15 protein-coding genes are annotated in these 16,966 nt (G+C 45.8%); 6 read left to right on the forward strand and 9 right to left on the reverse strand.

Going from position 1 to position 16,966, the window contains the following annotated elements:
* Window positions 1-4 precede the first annotated feature (4 nt).
* Window positions 5-985, reverse strand: a complete 981-nt coding sequence (locus AD710_RS00040) for an LnmK family bifunctional acyltransferase/decarboxylase (protein WP_049626973.1) — start codon at window positions 983-985, stop codon at window positions 5-7.
* A 39-nt stretch (window positions 986-1,024) separates the two neighbouring features.
* Window positions 1,025-3,283 (reverse strand): ACP S-malonyltransferase, encoded by a 2,259-nt coding sequence (fabD, locus tag AD710_RS00045; protein WP_049626974.1) that lies wholly within the window; start codon window positions 3,281-3,283, stop codon window positions 1,025-1,027.
* A 710-nt stretch (window positions 3,284-3,993) separates the two neighbouring features.
* On the opposite strand from fabD, the gene loaP reads away from it, so the two are divergent.
* The 3 genes from loaP (at window position 3,994) to AD710_RS00060 (ending at window position 6,796) form a co-directional block, all read left to right on the forward strand.
* On the forward strand, window positions 3,994-4,524 hold the full coding sequence (gene loaP, locus AD710_RS00050) for an antiterminator LoaP (protein WP_003153257.1): 531 nt from the start codon (window positions 3,994-3,996) through the stop codon (window positions 4,522-4,524).
* A 364-nt stretch (window positions 4,525-4,888) separates the two neighbouring features.
* Window positions 4,889-5,905, forward strand: a complete 1,017-nt coding sequence (namA, locus tag AD710_RS00055; RefSeq protein ID WP_049626975.1) for an NADPH dehydrogenase NamA — start codon at window positions 4,889-4,891, stop codon at window positions 5,903-5,905.
* 114 nt (window positions 5,906-6,019) lie between these two features.
* Entirely contained in the window at window positions 6,020-6,796 is a 777-nt protein-coding gene (locus AD710_RS00060; RefSeq protein WP_016939204.1) for an alpha/beta fold hydrolase, read from the forward strand.
* Window positions 6,797-6,841: 45 nt separating this feature from the next.
* Here AD710_RS00060 and rpmG read toward each other — a convergent pair whose 3' ends face one another.
* Both rpmG and rnz read right to left on the reverse strand, forming a co-directional pair.
* A complete protein-coding gene (gene rpmG, locus AD710_RS18785; RefSeq protein ID WP_003153246.1) occupies window positions 6,842-6,991 on the reverse strand; it encodes a 50S ribosomal protein L33 in 150 nt (49 codons plus the stop codon).
* Between the two features lie 78 nt (window positions 6,992-7,069).
* A complete protein-coding gene (gene rnz, locus AD710_RS00065) occupies window positions 7,070-7,996 on the reverse strand; it encodes a ribonuclease Z (protein ID WP_049626976.1) in 927 nt (308 codons plus the stop codon).
* A gap of 208 nt (window positions 7,997-8,204) precedes the next feature.
* Here rnz and zwf point away from each other — a divergent pair, with 208 nt between their 5' ends.
* A complete protein-coding gene (gene zwf / locus AD710_RS00070) occupies window positions 8,205-9,674 on the forward strand; it encodes a glucose-6-phosphate dehydrogenase (protein ID WP_049626977.1) in 1,470 nt (489 codons plus the stop codon).
* 90 nt (window positions 9,675-9,764) lie between these two features.
* Here zwf and gndA read toward each other — a convergent pair whose 3' ends face one another.
* Entirely contained in the window at window positions 9,765-11,174 is a 1,410-nt protein-coding gene (gene gndA / locus AD710_RS00075) for an NADP-dependent phosphogluconate dehydrogenase (RefSeq protein WP_007408395.1), read from the reverse strand.
* Window positions 11,175-11,282: 108 nt separating this feature from the next.
* Complete coding sequence (locus AD710_RS00080) at window positions 11,283-12,527, reverse strand: DNA polymerase IV (RefSeq protein ID WP_049626978.1); 1,245 nt, start codon at window positions 12,525-12,527, stop codon at window positions 11,283-11,285.
* A 75-nt stretch (window positions 12,528-12,602) separates the two neighbouring features.
* Here AD710_RS00080 and AD710_RS00085 point away from each other — a divergent pair, with 75 nt between their 5' ends.
* Window positions 12,603-12,884, forward strand: a complete 282-nt coding sequence (locus tag AD710_RS00085; protein WP_049626979.1) for a hypothetical protein — start codon at window positions 12,603-12,605, stop codon at window positions 12,882-12,884.
* 32 nt (window positions 12,885-12,916) lie between these two features.
* Window positions 12,917-13,753, forward strand: coding sequence for a membrane protein insertase YidC (locus AD710_RS00090; protein WP_049626980.1), 837 nt, complete (start codon window positions 12,917-12,919; stop codon window positions 13,751-13,753).
* Between the two features lie 84 nt (window positions 13,754-13,837).
* On the opposite strand, the gene AD710_RS00095 is transcribed toward AD710_RS00090, so the two are convergent.
* Genes AD710_RS00095 through mce form a run of 3 tightly spaced genes read right to left on the reverse strand, consistent with a single transcriptional unit; the run spans window position 13,838 to window position 16,907 of the window.
* A complete protein-coding gene (locus AD710_RS00095) occupies window positions 13,838-14,953 on the reverse strand; it encodes a M20/M25/M40 family metallo-hydrolase (RefSeq protein WP_045927160.1) in 1,116 nt (371 codons plus the stop codon).
* A gap of 15 nt (window positions 14,954-14,968) precedes the next feature.
* Window positions 14,969-16,486, reverse strand: a complete 1,518-nt coding sequence (locus tag AD710_RS00100) for an acyl-CoA carboxylase subunit beta (RefSeq protein ID WP_156187182.1) — start codon at window positions 16,484-16,486, stop codon at window positions 14,969-14,971.
* Window positions 16,479-16,907: a methylmalonyl-CoA epimerase gene (mce, locus tag AD710_RS00105; protein ID WP_049626982.1), complete on the reverse strand. Its 429-nt coding sequence runs from the start codon at window positions 16,905-16,907 to the stop codon at window positions 16,479-16,481. The genes AD710_RS00100 and mce overlap by 8 nt, the downstream gene beginning before the upstream one ends.
* Between the last annotated feature and the right edge of the window lie 59 nt (window positions 16,908-16,966).

The raw sequence follows: 16,966 nt of genomic DNA on the forward strand, positions 1-16,966 counted from the left end.
CATTTTATAAACTTCTGATGATCCGTTTATAATCCGGAATATGATCTTGTGAAGAGGTCGGCACCGCCAGCAGCTTATCCACCTTGGAAATGGCCAGCAATGTATGATTTCTTTTCATATAGACTTCAATCTGATAGCTGATTTTCGCCACTGAGATCATACCGAGGGACTCACCGTGAAAGTCGGGATCGCATTCTTCAATGTGACCCGTCATATAAATATCAAGCTCTTCATCTGCAAAACAATTTCCGTAATAATACGTCTCTCTTTCAAGCAAAAATAAATGCCGCGCGATTGAAACCGGAAAACCCGGCTTCGACCGGCGCGTCATCCATTCAAATTCCGCCGCATCCATTATCTTGCTGAATTTCGCAAACACCATGGCATGCCCCGGCGCAGCATCCTGATCAACAGGAACCCGATATGAAACGGGGTCTGCTGTTTTGAGGTTGCCCGGCTTCATACCGAAAGCGTCCGTTCTGATTTTCTTTGACCGCATCAGCGCGTAAGGCGGCTTGGCTAGCTTAGAAAGATCCGCAATGCATTCAGCCTTAGGCGCTGAGACTTTGCGGGTCGAACCTTCTGTTTGTGTGACGTCGACGACAATTAAACTATTGGCTTTCATAGAAGGAAACCGTTCGCGGTCCCACTCGCTTTTATCTGAGCTGACCGCTCCTTTCAGCCCGAACAAATAATCAGATTCTAATATGGTTTCTCCAAACCGGGAGATATCGACTCCGACGGAAACCTCGTCCCATAATCGGTACTGATCAAGAGGCTTATCTGAAGGAACTTTGAGATGTGTCATAAAATAAGCCGGATACAAAATCAGCCCTTGGTGATCGGCCATCTGATCAGGCCGGAATCCCGTTCCGTCCGTTAAATGGTGACTGTGTGCGTTGCCGAATAACAGCAGCAGCGCGTACTCATTCAAATTCCCTAACCCGACATGGCTCATCGTTAATTCATGATTTTCAATCAGCATGGTAGTCCTCCGCAGAAAAAATGTAATGTCCGGTCATACTCAGCCTGTAATCGATACCAGCCGTTGCGCAAGAAGGCCGGCTGTTTCTTCCATGAGCTGTCTGCCGATCAGATCGACATGCCTGTTTCTCCAATTTTCAAGCTGGGTTCCTTTCACCCATTGATTAAATGCGCCGAGTGCAGGGCCGCAATGAATTTGGTAATCTATTTTACTTTCGCTTTTTCCTTCCAGAGCGAGCCTCGTCGTATGGGAAAAATACCATTTAAATACCATCGCCATTTTGTGTTTCGGATTCTGTTCGGCTTTGGCGATCTGTTCAGGAGATTTATCATGTTTCAACTGCTCATACACTTCTTCAAAACTGCGCTGGAAATACTTATCTTCAATTAATGTTTTCGTTTTTTCATCTATTTCATCTAAAGAATTGTATTGTCTGTACAAGTCAAAGAGTTTATTGGCTCTGGCCGGGAAAAACAGGCCTTTTTTCAGCACCTGCACCCTTGCTCCCGCTTCAAACATATCTCCCGCGGGAGCATATGACGTATCCTGCACGTTCGCTTCCTGAAGCAGATCTTTCACTGAATCACTTGTCCCGGCTTCGACCGTGCATTGATTAATAGAACCGGTTCCGATAAATTCGGCGCCGAGCAGAAACGCGGCAGCAGCCGCTTCCGGAGTGCCGATGCCGCCGGCTGCGCCGATTCTTACTTTTTTCACATAACCGTGCTTCTCCATCATACGGTCTCTGAGTCTGATCATGGCAGGCATTAATGTATACGGAATCCCTTGGTCGGTATGCCCTCCTGAATCCGCTTCAACGCAAATGTCATCAGCCATCGGAATTTCTTTTGCAAGCGCCGCTTCCCCGGCTGTCAGCCGATTGTCAGACACAAGTCTTTCCAGTATATGAGCCGGAGCCGGATTCAGAAAGGCCTCAGCGACTTCAGGCCGGGATACTTTCGCGATGATTCTGTTTTGAACTGACACCGATCCGTCATGATTCCTGCTTAATCCCTTTGCCCTGTATATAACGAGAGCGGGAGTTATGCCCATAAATGCCGATGCTTCAATAAGATGAATGCCGTTTTTCAAATATAAATCTATCATTCTGACTTCCTTGTCAGGTGACATCATATGATGAAGAAGATTCATTCCGAATGTTTCCCCTTGCCGCAGTGCAGACCGGATGGTTCCGATGGCCTGTCCGATCCGTTCGATACTCAATCCGCCCGCTCCGTAAAAGCCCAGCATTCCCGCTTTTGCCGCTTTAATGACCATCTGTTCCGAAGCAATTCCCCTGTACATGGAGCCCGTCATGTAAGCATATTGGATGTTATAATCTTTTTTAAAATCTTCGTTCCCTAATCTCATTCCCGCCGTTTTTTGTGATTCAGCTGCCGCACTTGTAACATCAGCAGTATCAGACTCTTCTTTCGGCATAGGTAATGGGACGGCATCTTTTTTAATCTGCCGCGTCAGTTTTGTCAGCACTTCCCCGGGCCCGACTTCTGCAATTTCATTATTTTCAAGTCCCATCAGACGGCGTATCGTGTCCGTCCACTTTACCTGATTGGTCATTTGCAAAGTCAGATTTGTTTTGATTTCATCATTCTTATAAGGTGCGGCGTGAAGATTTGAGATCACCGGAAAACGAAGAGGCAAAAACGCCGTTTCTTCTAAATAATCCGCAAACTCTTTTTCAGCATCTTTCATATAGCGGGAATGGAAAGCGCCGCTCACATTTAAAGGAAGGTACATTCTCACGCCGGCTTTTTCAAAGACGGGACGCGCTTTTTCAATGTCTTGTTTCGTTCCGGCGATCACAATTTGCAAAGGTGAATTATGGTTAGCGATATCAATGCCGGTCAGATGATAATCGGATAAAACATCTTTTACTTGTTCAGCCGTAAAACCCAAAACCGCCGCCATGCCTCCGGGAGCTGCCTTGCTCATGAGCTCCCCTCTTTTTTTTACAAGCTGCAAACCGGTTTCAAAATCAAAGCAGCCGGCCGCAAATAACGCATTATATTCTCCTAAACTGTGCCCTGCGGCGTAATCAGGCTCTCTGCCGGACTCTTTCATTTTCTTTAAATAACTGAGTGCACTCACCGTATATAACGCCGGCTGGGTAAATTGCGTTTTCCCCAGCTGGTGATTCGGATCCTCCAGGCACAATTCTTCTATAGAGTAGCCTAATATGTCATCAGCCTGACGTGTCAGATCTTGAAATTCATCAAACAGTCCGGCTCCCATTCCTTTAAATTGAGAACCCTGCCCCGGGAAAACAAACGTAAGCATTTCATCTTCATCCTTTCCGCATCGTCAATTTTGCAAATCAAATGTGGTTCTCAATACAAAAATGTCTCTTATTTCATGTATTGACTGGTGTAAACACCGGCATAAAAATAAAAACACAAACGCGTTTGCGATTCAGCACAGGTTTAAAAATCGCAAACGCATTGTGTTTTCCTTTTCTAACATAATTTATATAAAAACATATTGCTTGTTTACTGAATGTTTCTCATGACAAGCTGCAGTGCCAATATGCCCGAAAACAGCCATGACGGCACACTTCTCCCTTATCATGTATATGTAGATATATACACTACAATCATTTTTATAATCCCTATTTCCTCTTCAACGTGCCGAAACAGCGATTGAAGTTTAATAGGTGCTTTACTTTAATTTAATAAATTTAACAAATAGTTGCTATTTAAAGAGAATAATATCAATTTATAGATAATAATGTCAAGGCTTTTTTTCGTTATTTTCTGACATTTATTCCACAGTTTTATGTTCGGTGGATAAAATGTCAGATAATTCTCTGAACCCTTTTCATGTCAAAGAAAATTCATCGCTTCTCTGTCAATTGGGTCTATACTTATTTTTCATTTTCATATATTATGTAAAAAAAAGACGAATTAGAAAATTTTTTAATCATTTTAAATATTATCCATTAAATACTTTCTTTGTATAATAATTTCTTATTATTCTAAGGAGGATCAGTCATGAAATGGTACGCACTTTTTGTGGAGTCGGGAAAAGAAGAAGCAGTGCAAAAATTTCTGCGTCTGCAGTTTGATGAGCAGGCTCTCTACTCAATCATACCCAAGAAAAAAGTCACAGAACGAAAAGCCGGAATCAAATACGAGGCACTCAAAAAAATGTTTCCGGGATATGTGCTGTTTAAAACAAAGATGACAGAGCGGACATTTCATAAAATCAAAGAACTCCCCATTTCATGCAGAATCGTAAATAACGGCGCATATTATTCCAAAGAGCGTAAAACCTATTTCACGACAATTAAGGATGAAGAAATCCTCCCTATTATCAGGCTGATCGGAGAAGGAGACACTGTAGATTATTCAAAAGTCTATATTGAAAATTCAAAAGTAACCGTTGCCTCAGGACCTCTTAAAGGAATGGAAGGCATTATTAAAAAGATCGATAAAAGAAAAAGACGCGCCAAAATCTGCCTGTCTTTTATGGGACTGGACAAAATGGTCAACGTCGGAATTGAAGTGCTCTCCAAACCCTAGCATTTCAAAAAAAGCATCAACAGCATGTGCCGTTGATGCCCTTTTTATATAAACAGACGAAAGCCCGACATCAAAATAACCCCGCTCACCACTGTCACGGTCAGACTTTTTGTTTTCAAGGCAGTATTTTCATCCTGACAATCTGGTTCAAAGGACGCCACGCAGTCATCGGTGCGTTTCTCATCTATATTTGCTATATGATCGGCTGTAAATGCCTGTTATGAAGATACGGCCCCGATGTGTATAAGAAAAATACCCGTTCAGAATAATAAGAACGATGTGTTCAGCTGTGAGCAGTTTATATGACTGGATGATCATGAGTTGTTATAATCAATGTCTAAAAACATTCCGGGAGGCGAAATAAATGGCCAGAAAATTATTTACACCATGGACCGTTAAAGATGTAACGATCAAAAACCGTATTGTTATGGCACCGATGTGCATGTATTCCTCACATGAAAAGGACGGAAAACTGCAGCCTTTTCATATGGCGCACTACATATCGCGTGCAATTGGTCAGGTCGGTCTCATTATCGTGGAAGCGACAGCCGTTAATCCGCAGGGACGTATTACCGATCAGGATTTGGGCATTTGGAGCGACGATCATATCGAAGGCTTTGCCAAACTGACGGAACAGGTGAAAGCGCAAGGGTCTAAAATCGGCATTCAGCTCGCGCACGCGGGACGTAAAGCAGAGCTTGACGGAGAAATTTACGCTCCTTCAGCCATTCCGTTCGATGAGCAGTCCAAAACACCGGCTGAAATGACGATAGAACAAATTAAAGAAACCATTCAGGAATTCAAGCAGGCCGCGGCGCGTGCGAAAAAAGCCGGCTTTGACATTATCGAGCTTCATGCGGCACACGGCTACTTAATGCACGAATTTTTGTCACCGCTGTCCAATCACCGTACAGATGAATACGGCGGCTCACATGAAAACCGCTACCGCTTCTTAGGCGAGACCATTGAAGCCGTCAAGGAAGTCTGGGACGGACCGCTATTTGTCCGTGTTTCCGCATCTGATTATACTGATAAGGGTCTGGACATTGCCGATCATATCGGCTTTGCGAAGTGGATGAAGGAGCAGGGAGTCGACTTGATTGATTGCAGCTCAGGCGCACTCGTTCAAGCTGATATTAACGTCTTCCCCGGCTATCAAGTGAGCTTTTCGGAGAAAATCCGTGAGCAGGCCGAAATCGCAACAGGCGCCGTCGGTTTGATAACGACAGGAACAATGGCCGAAGAAATTCTGCAAAACAACCGCGCTGACCTTATTTTTGTCGCGAGAGAACTTCTGCGCGATCCGCATTTTGCAAGAAGTGCAGCGAAGCAGCTGAATACAGAAATACCGTCGCCGGTTCAATACGACAGAGCATGGTGACAGAAGAGACAGCCGGAATTTTTATCATCGGCTGTCTCTTTTTTTATTTTTTGAGAAACGATCGCCGAAGCATCTCCGTCTTCCTTATAGAACCAATTAGAGGGGATGACTCCAATGAAAGCAGCATGGATGGAAAGGACATACCTGATTGACGGCTGTCCGTTTTATACAAAACACCGTAAAGGTGCCGGCGAAGTGACGATCGTCTTTGAAGCCGGCTGCGGCACTTCTTCTGAAACATGGACACCATTACTCACTGACATAGATGAAGAATTTGGGGTTTTCACATATGACAGAGCCGGAATCGGCAAAAGCGGCCAAAGCAGAAACAAGCGAACGGCAGATCACATGGTACAGGAATTAAACGCCCTTCTGCTGAAGGCGGGCGTCAAGCCTCCTTACCTTGTCGTCTCGCATTCATACGGCACGATTATCAGCAGACTTTGGGCGAGCCGAAACCGACGGGATATTCTCGGAATGGTGCTCCTTGACCCGGTTTCTGAAGATCAGGAGACGAAAGTGCTTCCGCTTCTTCCCGAGGAAATGAAAGCGGCCTACCTGAAGCAGTTCAGATTAGAAGGATCACACGCGGAATTTTTGACAAGCCTTCGGCAGATCAAGCACCAGCAGATTCATTTTAACGATATGCCGCTGTTGATTTTATCATCGGGAGAGCGGGATGAGCGCTTAAAGCACGCTCATGAAGAATGGATGAAACTGCACAGAAGCATGCTTGATGTCTCTTATCAAAGCGGATGGATTCAGGCCAAAAACAGTTCTCATGCCATTCACCACGATGAACCGCATATCGTCCACCTTGCCATTTATGATGTTTGGTGTGCGGCGCGCCAGCAAATGAATGCTCCGGCCTATCAGGCGGTAAACTCATAAAACAAAAGCCATTGTGCTCTGGCACAATGGCTTTTTTATCGTGATCTACTTCGTCTCACGATGTAAAGTATACTTTTTCAACCGGGGTGAATACTTTTTCATTTCCAATCGATCCGGATTCGTCCGTTTGTTCTTCGTCGTGATATAGTTTCTGTCCCCTGTCTCTGTGCAGGCCAATGTTACATTCACACGCATCATTTTCACCTCTCGATCAAATCGTAATAATTACGCTTTATTATATACCCTCAAATCAAAATGTCAAGCGTCCATTTTTTAAGAGCGTTCCACTGTGACTTCCATAAAATCAAATGCGATCCTGCTGTTTTCAAATACCGCTTTCGCCTCATGTTCCAGACGCTCTATCGGCGATTCGCCTTGATACCTTGCGCTGATGTGAGTTAAGATCAGCTGTTTCACGCCTGCTTTTTTTGCCGTTTGTGCAGCCTGTTCTGTCGTCGCATGATAGTAATTATGCGCAAGCTTTGCATCTTCTTTGGCAAACGTCGCTTCATGAACAAGTACATCGGCATTGCGCGCAAGCTCGGTTACCCGCTCTGATGCCCGGGTATCCCCTGAAAAAGCGACGATCCTCCCCTTTTTCGGCGGCTCCAAAAAATCCTGTCCATCAATTATTCTTCCATCATCAAGCGTGACTGTTTCGCCTTTTTTGATCTTCTGATAGACGGGGCCGGGCGGAATATTCATTTCCTTCAGTCTGCCGGCCTGCAATGCACCGGGAATATCTTTTTCCTGTACACGGTAGCCGAACGCTTCTACCCCGTGAATGACGGATGCTGCGGTAACGATGAATTGCTCATCTTCAAAAACCGTTCCCTCTTCAATTTCATGTACGGTAAGAGGATACGTCAAATGAGTCGCCGTCACATTCAGGCTTGTTTCGATAAATGCTTTTATGCCTTTTGGCCCGTAAATCGTCAGCTCTTCTTCACCGCCCTGAAATGACCGGCTTCCCAACAGACCCGGAAGACCGTAAACATGGTCACCGTGAAGATGGGTGATAAAAATCTTTTCAATTTTCCTCGGTTTGATTGTTGTATGTAATATCTGATGCTGAGTGGCTTCTCCGCAATCAAACAGCCATACGGAACGCCTTTCTTCAAGAAGCTTCAGCGCGACGGACGTTACGTTTCTCGCCTTTGCCGGCATGCCGGCCCCCGTCCCTAAAAATAATAATTCCACAATGCTTCCTCCTAGATCTTTGTACTACTAAGGATACAGGATCAGGCTGAAAATGTGAATTCACCCGGGGCTTCTCCGGCCTGATTAATTTTTTTCCGCAAACCTCAAAAAACAGGCTGAAACATTTGCTTTCAACGAATTTTAGATTTAAAATGAAGGAAATATGCGGGGTTTTAAACCATGCTTCAGATAAAGTGAGGTACTCTAAGTGAAAACAAACGACAAACCAAAAGCAGTAATTGTAATATTTGGTGCCACAGGGGATTTGGCAAAACGAAAACTTTACCCATCCATTCACCGTTTATATAAAAATGGTCAGATTGGTGAAGAGTTTGCAGTTGTAGGTGTTGGAAGAAGACCTTGGTCAAACGAGGACCTCCGTGAAACCGTTAAAACGTCTGTTTCTTCGGCTGGGCAAAAAGACATAGATGATTTCACATCTCATTTTTATTACCATCCGTTTGATGTAACGAATCCGGGTTCCTATCAGGAGCTGAATGTCCTGCTTGATCAGCTTGAACATACATATGAAATCCCGAATAACCGAATGTTTTACTTGGCAATGGCCCCTGAGTTTTTCGGCACAATCGCAAAATCGCTTAAAAATGAAGGTGTCACAGCGACAAAAGGCTGGTCCCGTCTCGTAATTGAAAAACCGTTCGGCCATGACCTGCCGAGTGCGAAAGAGCTTAACAAAGAAATACGGGAAGCTTTCACAGAAGATCAAATTTATCGGATCGACCATTACTTAGGCAAGCAAATGGTTCAAAACATCGAAGTCATCCGTTTCGCGAATGCGCTGTTTGAACCGCTTTGGAATAACCGCTACATCTCAAACATCCAGATTACGTCAAGTGAAGATCTCGGCGTTGAGGATCGCGCGAGATATTATGAAAAATCGGGCGCACTCCGCGATATGGTTCAAAACCACATTTTACAAATGGTCGCTCTCTTAGCGATGGAACCGCCTATTAAACTGAACACGGAAGAAATCCGCAGCGAAAAAGTGAAGGTGCTGAGAGCTCTCCGCCCTGTCGCTCCAAACGAAGTGAGCGATTACTTCGTCCGCGGACAATACCAAGCGGGAACGATCAACGGAAACTCTGTACCGAGCTATACAGATGAGCAAAACGTAGCACCGGATTCCAATACAGAAACATTCGTATCCGGAAAGCTGTTAATCGACAACTTCCGCTGGGCCGGCGTTCCGTTTTACATCCGAACAGGGAAACGGATGAAAGAAAAATCAACGAAAATCGTCGTCCAATTTAAAGACATTCCGATGAACCTATATTACGGCAATGAAACGAATGTAAATCCGAACCTGCTTGTCATCCACATTCAGCCGGATGAAGGCATCACTTTATATCTGAATGCTAAAAAACTAGGCGGGGCCGCACATGCTCAGCCGATTAAGCTGGATTACTGCAGCAACTGCAGTGACGAAATGAACACACCGGAAGCTTATGAAAAATTGATTCACGACTGTCTGCTCGGCGATGCAACGAACTTTGCCCATTGGGACGAAGTGGCGCTTTCTTGGAATTTCGTCGACGCGATTTCCGAAACATGGGCAGCCGACAAAACCCTTTCCCCGAATTATGTAGCCGGATCAATGGGACCTAAGGCTTCAGACGACCTCTTAGAAAAAGACGGCCTTCACTGGTGGAATATATAAGAAGAAATCAAAAAACCGCGGCGCTGTTCATAAGGCCCGCGGTTTTTACATATCAGAAAAGCCCCCGCAGTTATTGCGGGGGCTTCTTCATTACTTCATCCATTCAGTATGGAAAATGCCTTCTTTATCCGTGCGTTCGTACGTATGCGCGCCGAAGTAGTCACGCTGCGCTTGAATCAAGTTTGCAGGAAGCACTGCCGTACGGTAGCTGTCGTAATACGCAAGTGCGCTTGAGAACGAAGGTACCGGCACGCCTTGGGCTACGGCAAGTGAAATCACTTGGCGAAGGGCGCCTTGGTAGCTTTCTGCAATGTTTTTGAAATAGCTGTCTAACAGCAGGTTGTCAAGCTCCGGTTCACGGTCATACGCATCTTTGATCTTTTGCAGGAACGCCGCGCGGATGATACAGCCGCCGCGGAAGATCATCGCGATTTCACCGTATTTCAGATCCCAGTTGTATTCTTCAGATGCAGCTTTCATTTGGGCGAAACCTTGTGCGTATGAACAGATTTTACTCATGAAGAGCGCTTTTCTGACCGCTTCAATCAGCTCTTCTTTGTTTTCAGTGACCGGCTTAACGTCAGGCCCGGACAACAGGCTGCTTGCTTTCACACGCTCTTCTTTCATTGCGGAAATGAAACGCGCAAAAACAGATTCAGTGATAATCGGAAGCGGCACGCCTAAGTCAAGAGCACTTTGGCTTGTCCATTTACCCGTTCCTTTTTGGCCTGCTTTATCAAGGATGACATCAACAAGCGGTTTGCCCGTTTCTTCATCTTTTTTAGTGAAAATGTCAGCCGTGATTTCGATCAGATAGCTGTCAAGCTCACCTTTGTTCCACTCAGCGAATACTTCGTGAAGCTCTTCGGCAGACAGTCCGAGCACCTGTTTCAAAATGAAATAAGACTCAGAGATCAGCTGCATGTCACCGTATTCGATACCGTTGTGCACCATTTTCACATAGTGCCCCGCTCCGTCCGGGCCGATGTATGTCGTACAAGCTTCTCCGTCCACTTTAGCAGAAATGGCTTCTAAAATCGGCTTCACGAGTTCGTGCGCTTCCTTTTGGCCGCCCGGCATAATAGAAGGCCCCTTAAGCGCTCCCTCTTCACCGCCAGATACACCCGTTCCGATAAAGTGAATGCCGCTTTCGGCAAGCTCTTTGTTCCGGCGCTGTGTATCTTTATAGTATGTATTTCCGCCGTCAATCAAAATATCGTCTTTTTCCAGATGAGGAAGAAGAGATTGAATCGTCGCATCCGTTGCAGTTCCCGCTTTAACCATTAATAAAATTTTGCGGGGTGTTTCAAGAGACTGGACAAACTCCTCGATGCTGTATGTACCGACAACATTTTTGCCTTTTGCCTCTTCTAAAAACTCTTCCGTTTTGCTGCTTGATCTGTTGTATACAGACACAGAAAATCCCCGGCTTTCAATGTTAAGAGCCAGATTTTTACCCATTACCGCAAGACCGATAACTCCGATTTGTTGTTTTGACATATTCTAACGTCCCTTCTTCAAACGTTTAACCATTTTAAAATTTAAATTAAAATAAAATGATATTTATACTAAAGAAATTATCATACATAACCCCTTTTTTCAAGTTATTCACCTTTTCTTTTCATCCTGAAAAAAGTCTCTGTTAAAGCTCGTTCCCCTTGTTTTGCTTTCTTCTTTTTTCATGACGGCGCCTTTTCGGATCATGTGCCGGCCGTATTTTTCATTCAGCTCGTTCATCATCTGAACAATCGGCTCTTCCTTTGCATCCTCCTTGAATGAAAACAGGTCAAGCTGTTTATACGCCTGCTGTTTTTCGACCAGTTCCGTTCCGGTGATGCCGAGAAGTCTCACCGGGTTTTGGTTCCAGTGCTTGTCAAACAGTTCCATCGCCGCATTCATGATGTCTTTTTTCTGATCAGCCGGATTGCTGAGGGTCATGCTTCTTGTGACCGTTTTCCAATCCGCATAGCGGATCATGATGAACAGCCGGCAGGCCATGACCTCCTTACGCTGGAGCCGTTCGCTTACAGACAGCGCGAGGCGGTCAAACACGCCCGTTAATTCATCCCAGTCAGCCGAATCATGCGAAAGGGTGGATGAGTTGCCGACGCTTTTAAATTCATAAATCCGTTCGGGATCGACTTCTGCGTGGTGGATGCCGTTCGCCTTATCCTTCAGCCTCGGCCCGTTTATGCCGAGCAGCATTTTCAGCGCCCGTTCATCTCCTTTTGCCAAATCACCGATCGTTTTGATGCCGAGCGTTTTTATTTTTTCCGCAGTTTTCGTTCCTATACCGTGCATCTCTTCGATCGGGAGAGGCCACAATATGTCCGGCAGCTCTCTTTTTCTTAAAATGGTGATGCCGAGCGGTTTTTTCATATCAGACGCCATCTTGGCGAGAAACTTATTCGGAGCAATGCCGATGCTTGACGGAAGCAAAAGCTCTTTTTGCAGCCTTGCCTGAATGTCTGCGGCTGTCTCATACGCCCTGTGTCCGTGCGGTGTGTCCGTAATATCCATGTATCCTTCATCAATAGAAACAGGCTCGACCAAATCCGTATACTCCCTCAGAATGCTGAACATTTCTTTTGACGAACTCCGGTAGCGCTCAAAATTCGGAGGAACGACGATAAGTTCCGGACAGAGGCGTTTCGCCTGCCACACCGGCATGGTGGTCTTTACGCCCCGCGCTCTCGCTTCATAGCTGCAGGTGACGATGATTCCCCTCCGTTCCTTCACGTTTCCGGCAACGGCGAGAGGTTTTCCCTTTAAAGTCGGATCATACGCCATTTCCACAGAGGCATAAAAACTGTTCATATCGATATGAAATATAATTCTCCCTTTTCCGGCCACTCCCGGCGCCTCCTTTCCTTTCATAGACAACCTTATATATATGTAGTAAAATAAGAGCTGAATGGATGTGATAAAATGATTCTTGAGTCAATGAATGACTTTTTATTTTTAGTCGATTTTTTCACAATTATTCTTCCCGCTCTGACCGCGATCGGCATCGCTTTTCTATTGCGTGAGCGCCGTGCAGGCGAGCATTGGAGAACGAAACGAATAGCTGAACATCAAGCAGTCGTTCAGCTGAACCGAACAGACTTTCTTATTATTATATATCATCGCATTACAACTTGGATACGTAAAGTCATCCGCATGAATTCACCGGCGAATGATGATGAAGATGTCAGCTTCCTCCTTTTATAACGGCAAGTGAAGATAAAAAGGAGGAGACATAATTGTCTAAAACATATCAAAAATGGATAGCATTCGGATTATTTTTTATCGTACTGTGCACAGGCCGCTCGGCTTTTGCAGCGACATCTCAGACTCAGACGGGAGGCCTCGGGAATATCGGTTTTTTCCACGATTACCTGATCGAGCCGTTTTCGGCACTTTTAAAAGGTGTGGCGGGCCTGTTCCACGGTGAGTACGGACTGTCGATTATTCTGGTGACGATTATCGTCCGGATCGTTGTATTGCCTTTGTTTGTGAACCAATTTAAGAAACAGCGGGTGTTCCAGGAAAAAATGGCTGTGATCAAACCGCAGATCGACAGCATTCAGGCTAAAATGAAACAAACGAAAGATGCGGAGAAACAAAAAGAACTGCAAATGGAAATGATGAAGCTATACCGTGAGCACAATCTGAATCCGATGGCAATGGGATGCCTTCCGATGCTGGTGCAATTCCCGATTTTGATCGGTTTTTATTACGCCATCCGCTCAACGCCGGAAATCGCTTCACACTCGTTTCTGTGGTTCAGCTTAGGGCATTCTGATATTCTTGTATCACTGTGCGCGGGCGCCATGTATTTCTTACAGGCTTATATTTCCCAAAAATTAAACGAGAAATATTCACCGGCCGCTCAAAATCCGGCCGCGATGCAGTCAGCAAAAATCATGGTCTTTATTTTCCCTGTCATGATGACCATTTTTTCACTTAACGTACCGGCTGCGCTTCCGCTTTACTGGTTTACAAGCGGACTGTTTTTAACAGTGCAGAACGTGCTTTTACAGCAGACGCATCATAAAAAGAAACAAGCTGCGGCTCAGGCGGAGCCCGCAAAATCATAACATTGAACCTGCCGTGTGAATTCCGGCAGGTTTTTTCATGTGGATCTTACGAAAAAAAGCACCCAATGAATTGGGTGCTTTTTTTTAGTTGGCTGCTGTTTCGATAATGGCAACGACCATTTCCGCCGTTTTGACGAGCTCTTCAATCGGCATTTTTTCATTTTTCGTATGGATTTGTTCATAACCTACTGACAGGTTGACTGTCGGAATGCCGTGGCCGGCAATGATGTTCGCGTCACTTCCGCCGCCGCTCGTCTGAAGTTCGCTCGGCCGGCCGATTTTTGCTGCCGCTTTTTTCGCGACTTCCACAACCTGATCGCCGTCCTGGTATTTGAAACCCGGATACATGACCGCGATGTCCACTTCTGCGCGGCCTCCCATCTCAGCTGCCGCAGATTCGAAAGCTTCCTTCATTTTCTGCACTTGCGCTTCCATTTTTTCAGGCACTAACGAACGCGCTTCAGCCAGAATATCAACTTGATCGCAGACGATATTGGTTTGCGTGCCTCCTTCAAAACGTCCGATATTAGCCGTTGTTTCTTTATCAATACGGCCGAGCGGCATTTTTGAGATTGCTTTTGATGCGATTGTAATCGCGGAGATGCCTTTTTCCGGTTCTACTCCCGCATGAGCCGTTTCTCCGAAAATGGTTGCTCTCACTTTCGCTTGTGTCGGCGCGGCTACAATAATGTTGCCGACTTTTCCGTCTGAATCAAGCGCAAAACCGTATTTCGCGGTAATGTCTGAACGATCCATTGCTTTTGCTCCGACTAATCCTGATTCTTCTCCGGCCGTGATGATGAATTCAATCGTTCCGTGCTCGATGTTTTGTTCTTTCAGCACTTTAATGGCTTCAAACATTGCGGCAAGGCCCGTCTTATCATCAGCGCCTAGAATCGTCGTGCCGTCGGTTTTGACATAGCCGTCTTCCACAATCGGCTTAACGCCTTTTCCCGGAACAACAGTGTCCATATGCGATGTGAAATAAATCGTATCCGCATCTTTTGTGCCCTTTAAGGTGCAGATTAAGTTGCCGGCTCCATGCCCCGTCACTTCTTTTGTATCGTCTTCTTTTACGCTCAATCCTAAATCAGTGAATTTTTGTTTGAGCACCTTGCTGATTTCCGCTTCGTGTTTTGTTTCTGAATCAATTTGAACAAGTTCCAGAAATTCTTCAAGCAGGCGTTTTTCGTTTACCATTTTCAGTTCCTCCGTTTAAAGCGGTATATTACCGTGCTTTTTTTTCGGTCTTTCCTCTTCCTTATGTGCAAGCATGTCAAATGCCTGAATCAATTTTTTCCTCGAGTCTTCCGGCCGGATGATGTCATCCACCATACCGCAGGCAGCCGCTTTATACGGACCGGCGTTTTCCTTTTCATATATGGCTTTTTTTTCGCGCTTCGTTTTTTCCGGATCGTCAGAAGCCTGTATGTCTCTGCGGTATAAAATCGATGCCGCGCCTTCTGCTCCCATCACGGCAATTTCCGCATTGGGCCAGGCAAATACAAGATCAGCTCCGAGCCCTTTCGAATTCATGGCGACATAAGCGCCTCCGTAAGCTTTTCTGATGATGAGCGTCACTTTCGGCACCGCCGCTTCGGCAAAAGCATACAGCAATTTTGCTCCGTGACGGATGATTCCCGCATGCTCCTGCTGGAGGCCCGGCAGAAATCCGGGAACATCAGCGATCGTTAACAGCGGAATATGAAATGCGTCGCAAAAACGGATGAATCTCGACGCTTTGTCAGCGGCATCAATCGTGAGGCTCCCCGCCAAATGTTTCGGCTGGTTTGCGACAAAACCGACCGTGCGACGTCCGAGCTTCAGAAAACCGACAGCAATGTTTTTGGCAAAATACGGCTGAATATCAAAAAACGTTCCGTCATCCGCCAGTTCTTTTATCACCTGTAACACATCGTAAGGTTTCGAACTGTCCGCGGGAACGAGGGTGTTTAATAACGGTCTGACGTCTTCCTTTTTAACAGGCAATGCCGTCTGTCTGCCGTGCGGGAGATAAGAAAGCAAGGTTTTCACTGCGGAAAGAGCCTCTTTTTCCGTTCGTGCGGAATAGTGGGCATTTCCGCTTATCACATTATGTATTCCCGCACCGCCTAAACTTTCCGCGTCAATCCGTTCACCCGTCACCTGTTCAATGACTTTAGGGCCTGTAATAAACATGTGCGACGTCTGTTCCGCCATAATCACAAAATCCGTCAGGGCGGGTGAATAAACAGCACCGCCGGCACATGGCCCGAGGATGACAGAAATTTGCGGAATCACGCCCGAGTAAAGGACGTTCCGCCTAAAAATATGACCGTATCCATTTAATGATACCACACCCTCTTGAATTCTCGCACCACCTGAGTCGTTCAGTCCGATGATCGGGGTTTTATTTTTAGCCGCCAGATCCATCACCGCCGCGATTTTTTCGGCATGTGTCTCACCGAGCGTCCCGCCGAGAACGGTAAAGTCATGAGCAAATAAATACACGGGCCGTCCGTCAATTGTCCCGTATCCGGTAACAACGGCGTCTCCCGGAGCATTCTGGCATTCGGGCATGCGGCTTTTGGCAAACGGCTGAAGCTCTGAAAAACTGTCTTCATCCAATAAATAGGAAATTCTTTCTCTTGCCGTCAGCTTGCCTTTTTTGTGCTGTTTTTCATTTCTTTCCGCACCGCCGCCGTTTGTTAAAAAGGAACGTCTTTCGTTTAAATGTCTGATATGGTCACTCATGCTCATCTTGAGTTTCTCCTTTTTCAATTGTTTCACAAAGCTCAATCAAAACCCCGTTCGCCTCTTTCGGGGAGAGAAATGCGACCTTCTTCCCGCCCGCTCCGCTTTGCGGTTCATGATGGATCAAAGTCATGCGGCTTGATTCAAGCTCCTTGATCGTTTCCTTAAGATCGGCGCACCTGAACGCCAAATGATGCAGCCCTTCGCCTCTTTTCTGTAAAAAAGAGCTGACGGGAGACGCTTCTGACAGCGGCTCAATCAGCTCAAGTTTTGTGCTTCCCGCTTCTAAAAAAGCAACTTTCACATTTTGGCCGCTTACCAATTCGTCTCCTATATACGTAAGCCCCAGCATCCGTTCATAAAATCCTCTTGCGGCATCAATAGAGCTGACGGCAATACCGATATGATCAAGTTTTTTCATCGCGCGGGCACCTGCTTTCTGTCATAGGATATGGCTTGTTCATACAAGCAAAACACGTT

The organism is Bacillus sp. JFL15 (genome assembly GCF_001184225.1).
Classification (GTDB): domain Bacteria; phylum Bacillota; class Bacilli; order Bacillales; family Bacillaceae; genus Bacillus; species Bacillus siamensis.